The organism is Gordonia sp. (in: high G+C Gram-positive bacteria) (assembly GCF_052106715.1).
GTDB lineage: Bacteria > Actinomycetota > Actinomycetes > Mycobacteriales > Mycobacteriaceae > Gordonia.
This window is the reverse complement of the sequence record NZ_JBQEDL010000064.1, coordinates 4,364-10,171: the sequence shown is the minus strand read 5'-3', so window position 1 is coordinate 10,171 and position 5,808 is coordinate 4,364. Positions and strand designations below refer to the sequence as shown.

The following is a 5,808-nucleotide window of genomic DNA, read 5'->3' as shown; positions in this document are numbered from 1 at the left end:
GTCTGCAGGCACGCCGCTCGAGTAACGCGGAGACCATGCAAGCCCTCGGTGAGGCTGTGCGCCGCGTCTCGTCCATTGCGCTGGTCCACGAGATGCTGTCCGGCAGCGTCGACGAAGAGGTGGACCTCGACGCGATCGTCGATCGCGTCTCCACGTCGTTGGTCGACGTGACGCTGCCGCACGGCGGGGGCGCGCGCGTGTCGATCCGACGGGACAGTCGGCTCGGCGTCCTGTCGGCGGACCTCGCGATGCCGTTGGTGATGGTGTTGACCGAGGTCCTGCAGAACTCGATCGAACATGGCTTCTCACCGGACCAGCAAGGCGCGTTGATCGTCGTCGACGCAGTCCGAGACGTGCGCGCGCTCAACGTACGGGTCACCGACAACGGCAGCGGCCTGCCCGACGGATTCGACCTGGCAGCGTCGGACCGCCTCGGTCTTCAGATCGTCCGAACGCTCGTCTCCAACGATCTGCGAGGCAGCATCGACATCGGGCCGGTGCCCGGAGCTCGCGGCACACGCGTCGAACTGGAGATCCCGCTGCACTGAGCGCCTGACGACGTGATCAGACGACGAGAGAGGCTCCGACCGAATCGGTCGGAGCCTCTCTCGAAGAGTCTGAAGTCTTATGAGTCAGACGACGCTGCGAGCCCGGGTGCGGGCGTTGCGACGCTTGAGCGCACGACGCTCGTCTTCGCTCATGCCGCCCCAGACGCCTGCGTCCTGACCGGTCTCGAGTGCCCATGCGAGGCAGTCGGCGGTCACCGGGCAGCGCTGGCAGACCAGCTTGGCATCGGCGACCTGCGCGATAGCCGGTCCGCTGGTGCCGACCGGGAAGAACAGCTCCGGGTCCTCGTCGCGGCAGATGGCTTTGTGGCGCCAGTCCATGACACTTACTCCTTCAGATACGTTTCGTATTGTGCGCTGGGCGCACGAATGTGCATCGGTTCGTCTTCGTGTGGGCTGCAACTACGGAAGTCGCCGTCCGATTCTGAACTGTGGTCAGCGCAGAAAGGCGGGGCCGGTTGTTGCGGTCATTAACTGTTGTACTACTGTGCGGTTACCTTTGGCTATAGTTGCGCGCTGAATGCTGGATACGTCACAAGGGGTTGGCAGCGAAGCCAACTTATGCGTACCGGCGGGTAACTAACCCGTTAACTGCTGATCGGGTCGGCCACCACGTCGAGGACTTGCCTGCGGTAGCCGAACTCCAAATCTGTGTATTCGCCCAGGTAGTCGCCGTCCATCTGCACATCGGCCGGGTCATCGGAGTGGAATCGAACCCTCTCGACGTCGTCGTCACGGTACAAGTGAGCGGCCCTGGGGTTGGTGCCACGCACCATTGTGGATCCGAGGACGAGGCTGCGGGGTACTGAGACCGATGTCGCAGCGAAGACTCCGAGGCCGTGCTCGAAATCGGTGCCGGGATTGGTGTGGATTGGGCGGGTGCCGAAGTAGGTCCACGGGCCGGTATTGCTGACGAATCCGAAACGGACACCGTCGATCGGCGCATGGTCGGGGACCTCAACGGTGAACGTCGGCGCGACAACCGACGGCCGGAAGAACGCACTGAGGGTCATTCGCAGATACCGATTCGCCGTCGCCTTGTGTCCCTTGTGGCGCAACTCTTCCATCCGGCGGACGACGATCGCGTCCATCCCCATGCCCGCGTTGAACAGGAACCAGCGGTCGAGTGTGTGGCCGAGGCTGATCGGGCGACGTGCGCCCGTGTCGAGTAGAGCCATCAACTGGGCCGTTGCCAGGAGCGGGTCGCGGCTGATGTCCAAGGCGCGCGCGAACACGTTCGCGCTGCCGCCCGGAACCACACCGAGCGCCGGGAGCGTGCCGCGCTCCGGCGCAGTCCCAGACGGAGCACCGAGCATCCCGTTGGCGACTTCGTTGACTGAGCCGTCGCCGCCGTGCACGACGACGGCGTCGTACCCCTGCGCGACCGCGCGGGCCCCGAGTTCCCCGGCGTGCCCGCGGTGCGTCGTGTGCTCGACGTCGACGATGAATCGAGACGAGAGCGTATTGGCGAGCGCATCGCGGCCCTCAGCAGTGGTGAAGGTCGCGAACGGGTTCGTGATGAGCATGACGCGCACGAGAGCACACGTTATAGCGTGTGGCCGCCTCCGGCACAATCAGCGTCAGCCGTTCACAGTGCGAGGACCGGCCGTTCACGGCGACCGCACCGCCCCCGGCGCGCGCCTGTGACGCAGCCCGACCTACGCTGGAGTGCGTGAGCAGTCCCGATTCCGCGCGCACGACACCGGCCGTGCCGTCGACATTGCGTTGGGCGGGATGGATCATCGCGTTGCAGGGCGTGATCGGCATCATCGTGGCCGTCGTCTACGTGGTCCGTGAAGCTGCGGGCCACCACGAAGAGGCCATCAGCGGCTACGGCTCGGCCATTTGGTTCGCGGTGATCGGAGGTGGCGTGTTCGCCGGCGGAATCGCGTTGACACGCGGACGACGCTGGGGTCGCGGCATCGGAATGATGGCGCAGATCCTGTTACTCCCGGTCGCATATGCGCTGCTCACTGCGAGTCACCTGCCGCTACTCGGCGCACCTGTCGGGATCGTCGCGTTGGCGGTCCTGGGACTGCTGTTCGCGCCAGCGTCGTTGTCCTGGCTCAACGCCGACTCGCTTCCTCCCGACGCGCGCTGACCGGCCCCGCGCTGGTCTGCAAGCGGGGACGTAGGGTATGGGCCATGACGCGCATCCTTGCCATCGCAAACCAGAAGGGCGGCGTGGCGAAGACCACGACCACAGCGTCGGTCGGCGCCGCTCTCACCGATCAGGACGTGTCCGTCCTCGTCGTCGACCTCGATCCACAGGGCTGCCTCACGTTCTCGCTCGGGCATGACCCCGATCAGATCTCGAAGTCCGTGCACGACGTCCTCATCGGCGCCGAAGACATCGCCGACGTCCTCCTCGACACCGACGACGGCGTGACGCTGCTGCCCGCCACCATCGATCTCGCGGGCGCCGAAGCGCTTCTGCTGATGCGCCCGGGCCGCGAGTACGCTCTCAAACGCGCTCTGGCCGAGGTCGCGCAAGACTACGACGTCATCCTCATCGACTGCCCGCCGTCGCTCGGCGTCCTCACCCTCAACGGACTCACCGCCGCCGACGAGGTGATCGTGCCGTTGCAGTGCGAGACGCTCGCGCACCGCGGCGTGGGTCAACTGCTCCGCACGGTGACCGAGGTCCAGCAGATCACCAACCCGGAACTGACGATGCTGGGAACCGTCGCGACTCTCTTCGACGCGCGGACCACCCACAGCCGCGACGTGCTCGCCGACGTCGCCGATCGCTACGACATGCCGGTGATCAACCCGCCGATCCCGCGCACCGTCCGCTTCGCCGAGGCATCGGCCTCGGGGGCGTCTGTGATGCGCGGCCGAAAGAACAAGGGCGCCACCGCCTACCGTGAACTCGCAGACAACCTGAAGGGTCACTGGGACGGCGGAGAACTGGTGAAGTACGAGGCCTGAGAGCAGGCGAGGCGCGCAGCGGTCAGCGAAGGCCGACGACGGTGGAGCCGCGCTGTTCGACCACGGTGTCGCCGAGGACGCGAAGAGCGACGTCGGTGTCCTCGCCGCGGTCCACGGGGATCGAGCGCACCTCGCGGCCGTCCGAGAGTTGGCGGACGCTGATCCGCCCCGGCATCGGGAGCAGGAGGTCGCCGGCCATGACGGCTCCGGTGCCGATAGCGCCGGGCACCTCGAACATCACGTTTCCGCTGTTGCCGTCGAGGACGAGGGTGCTCCGGCCGGTCGCGAACATCACGACGCCGGAGTCGACCGACGGTGATCCGCGGGGATCGGGGATCCCTGCCACGGGGCGGACCGAGACGGCTTCGGCTTCGGGGGTGAATACGCGGACCGACTGCCCGGGCGCACGCCCGACCTCGCCGGTCGCGTCCGTGCCGGGGTCGTACACCGAGAAACTCGTCGGCCCGCCTGCCACCAGGCGCGGGGCCGGACCGTGTGAAGTCTGGGTGAGCATCGTCGTGCCCCACTGAACGATCTTCTCGTCCGAGTCCTCCGCCGAGCCGAGGACGGTCAGCCGGTAGCCGAAGTCGCCGTCGCAACGTTCGACGACCGCGACCCGGTTCGCGCCCGGCAGCGCCGAATACAGACGGCAGTTCGACCGGTCGGGGGCGACCTCGGGGTTGACGGGTGCATCGACGCGCCCGTACTCGATGCCGCGGACCAGGTTGCTGCCCCAGGTCTCGAGTCGAGTGGACCCGGCGGATACCACGTAGTCGCCGTCGACGGACAGCGAGACGGCGTCGTCGGCGTCGGAACTGCGCTGCGCCTCCCGCAGTCCGGTGCCGCCGTTCAACGCCGTCACCTCGCTGCAACCTCTGCTGTTGCGGTACACGCTGACGACGAGGTCCTCACCGCCCGGCCACGCAGCCAGCGCTCCGCACAACGGCAGGTCGCGGTGGTAGCGCCAACGCTGCTTCCCGGTAGCGGGATCGAGCGCGCGCACTGTTCCGCCGTCGGCGACGACCACCGACGCCGCAGTCAACTGAGGCACCGTGGTGGCCGCCGATGGTGCGGTCCACGCCTGCTCGAGAGTGTTCGGGGACGCTTCGGCAGGCTGCGGCGCCTCGGGCGCGGTCGCGGCGGTGTCCGAGGCGGACCCTCGTGCACTGCTGCCCGTCCATACCAGGACGCCGACGACGACGGTCGCGACGACCAGGACGGCGGTCACGATCAGGTCGAGGCGGGTGCGGCGTTCCGGGGCGATCGGAAGTCCCATATCGGCGACAGTACGGAACGGTCAGTCTGTCGTGGCCTCGCCGGCGGGCTTACCGCCGGAACGACGGCGACGGCGGCGCGGGCGACGCGGCTGGTCGGCGTCGGTGTCTGAGGACCGACCGCCCGCAGCGGAGGCCTCGCCTGCGGGCCGGTCGGTGGCGGACTCATCGCGGGTGGGTGCCGCGGCCTGGCCGGACTGGCCGCCGCGCGTGCGACGACGGTTGCGCGTTTTGCGCTGCGCCGGGCGATCCGCGCGTGCCTCGTGTCGCTCCTCGGACGTCTGGCGGGCGCCCGCCACGCGGCCGTCGGCATCGGCGGGGATGTTCATGTCTTCGCGGAGGTGCTCGGACGTCGAGTACGTCTCGACCGGCTCCGGCATGCCGAGGCCGAGCGCCTTGTCGATGAGCTCCCACCGGTGCAGCTCGTCCCAGTCGACGAGGGTCACCGCGATACCGGTGCGGCCCGCGCGACCGGTGCGGCCGATGCGGTGCACGTACGTCTTGTCGTCATCGGGGCACTGGTAGTTGATGACGTGGGTGACGTCGTCGATGTCGATACCGCGGGCAGCGACGTCGGTCGCGACGAGGACGTCGACGGTGCCGTCGCGGAACCGGCCGAGCGACTTCTCGCGGGCGGCCTGCCCGAGGTCGCCGTGCACGGCTCCGACCTTGAAGCCGCGCTCGGCGAGATCGTCGGCGACCTTCTGCGCAGTCCGCTTGGTACGGGTGAAGATCATCGTCGCGCCGCGCCCCTCGGACTGCAGGATCCGAGCGACGAGCTCGGCCTTGTCGAGGGCGTGCGCACGGTAGGCGTACTGGGCGGTCCGCTCGTGGATGGCCGATTCGTTGGCCTGCTCGGCGCGGATGTGCATCGGGCGATTGAGGAAGGTGCGCGCGAGCGTGACGATCGGTCCCGGCATGGTGGCCGAGAACAGCATCGTCTGACGGTCGGTCGGCAACGCGCCCATGATTCGTTCGATGTCGGGCAGGAAGCCGAGGTCGAGCATCTCGTCGGCCTCGTCGAGCACTAGGATCCC

The 5,808-nt window shown here is 68.0% G+C and carries 7 protein-coding genes; 3 read left to right on the top strand and 4 right to left on the bottom strand.

The window, feature by feature from the left end; genetic code table 11:
- Positions 1-548: sensor histidine kinase (locus ACTIMF_RS18725; protein WP_442351790.1), on the top strand; the 548-nt coding region annotated here is incomplete at its 5' end.
- Positions 549-632: 84 nt separating this feature from the next.
- On the opposite strand, the gene ACTIMF_RS18720 is transcribed toward ACTIMF_RS18725, so the two are convergent.
- Both ACTIMF_RS18720 and ACTIMF_RS18715 read right to left on the bottom strand, forming a co-directional pair.
- Positions 633-887, bottom strand: a complete 255-nt coding sequence (locus ACTIMF_RS18720; RefSeq protein WP_236996316.1) for a WhiB family transcriptional regulator — start codon at positions 885-887, stop codon at positions 633-635.
- Between the two features lie 266 nt (positions 888-1,153).
- The gene (locus ACTIMF_RS18715; protein WP_442351789.1) at positions 1,154-2,101 is read right to left on the bottom strand and encodes a diacylglycerol/lipid kinase family protein; all 948 of its coding nucleotides are present in this window, start codon (positions 2,099-2,101) and stop codon (positions 1,154-1,156) included.
- A gap of 137 nt (positions 2,102-2,238) precedes the next feature.
- Here ACTIMF_RS18715 and ACTIMF_RS18710 point away from each other — a divergent pair, with 137 nt between their 5' ends.
- Positions 2,239-2,667 carry a hypothetical protein gene (locus ACTIMF_RS18710; RefSeq protein WP_442351788.1) on the top strand — a complete coding sequence of 143 codons (429 nt, stop codon included), beginning with the start codon at positions 2,239-2,241 and terminating at the stop codon, positions 2,665-2,667.
- A 44-nt stretch (positions 2,668-2,711) separates the two neighbouring features.
- Positions 2,712-3,497, top strand: a complete 786-nt coding sequence (locus ACTIMF_RS18705; protein WP_442351787.1) for a ParA family protein — start codon at positions 2,712-2,714, stop codon at positions 3,495-3,497.
- Between the two features lie 22 nt (positions 3,498-3,519).
- Here the strand turns inward: ACTIMF_RS18705 and ACTIMF_RS18700 are convergent, their stop codons facing one another.
- Positions 3,520-4,773: an Rv3212 family protein gene (locus tag ACTIMF_RS18700; protein WP_442351786.1), complete on the bottom strand. Its 1,254-nt coding sequence runs from the start codon at positions 4,771-4,773 to the stop codon at positions 3,520-3,522.
- 21 nt (positions 4,774-4,794) lie between these two features.
- On the bottom strand, positions 4,795-5,808 hold a 1,014-nt coding region (locus tag ACTIMF_RS18695), incomplete at its 5' end, for a DEAD/DEAH box helicase (protein ID WP_442351785.1).

Excerpts from the sequence above, each read along its gene's own strand:
- ACTIMF_RS18720 (WP_236996316.1), bottom strand. The coding sequence starts at position 887 with ATGGACTGGCGCCACAAAGCCATCTGCCGCGACGAGGACCCGGAGCTG.
- ACTIMF_RS18700 (WP_442351786.1), bottom strand. The coding sequence starts at position 4,773 with ATGGGACTTCCGATCGCCCCGGAACGCCGCACCCGCCTCGACCTGATC.
- ACTIMF_RS18705 (WP_442351787.1), top strand. The coding sequence starts at position 2,712 with ATGACGCGCATCCTTGCCATCGCAAACCAGAAGGGCGGCGTGGCGAAG.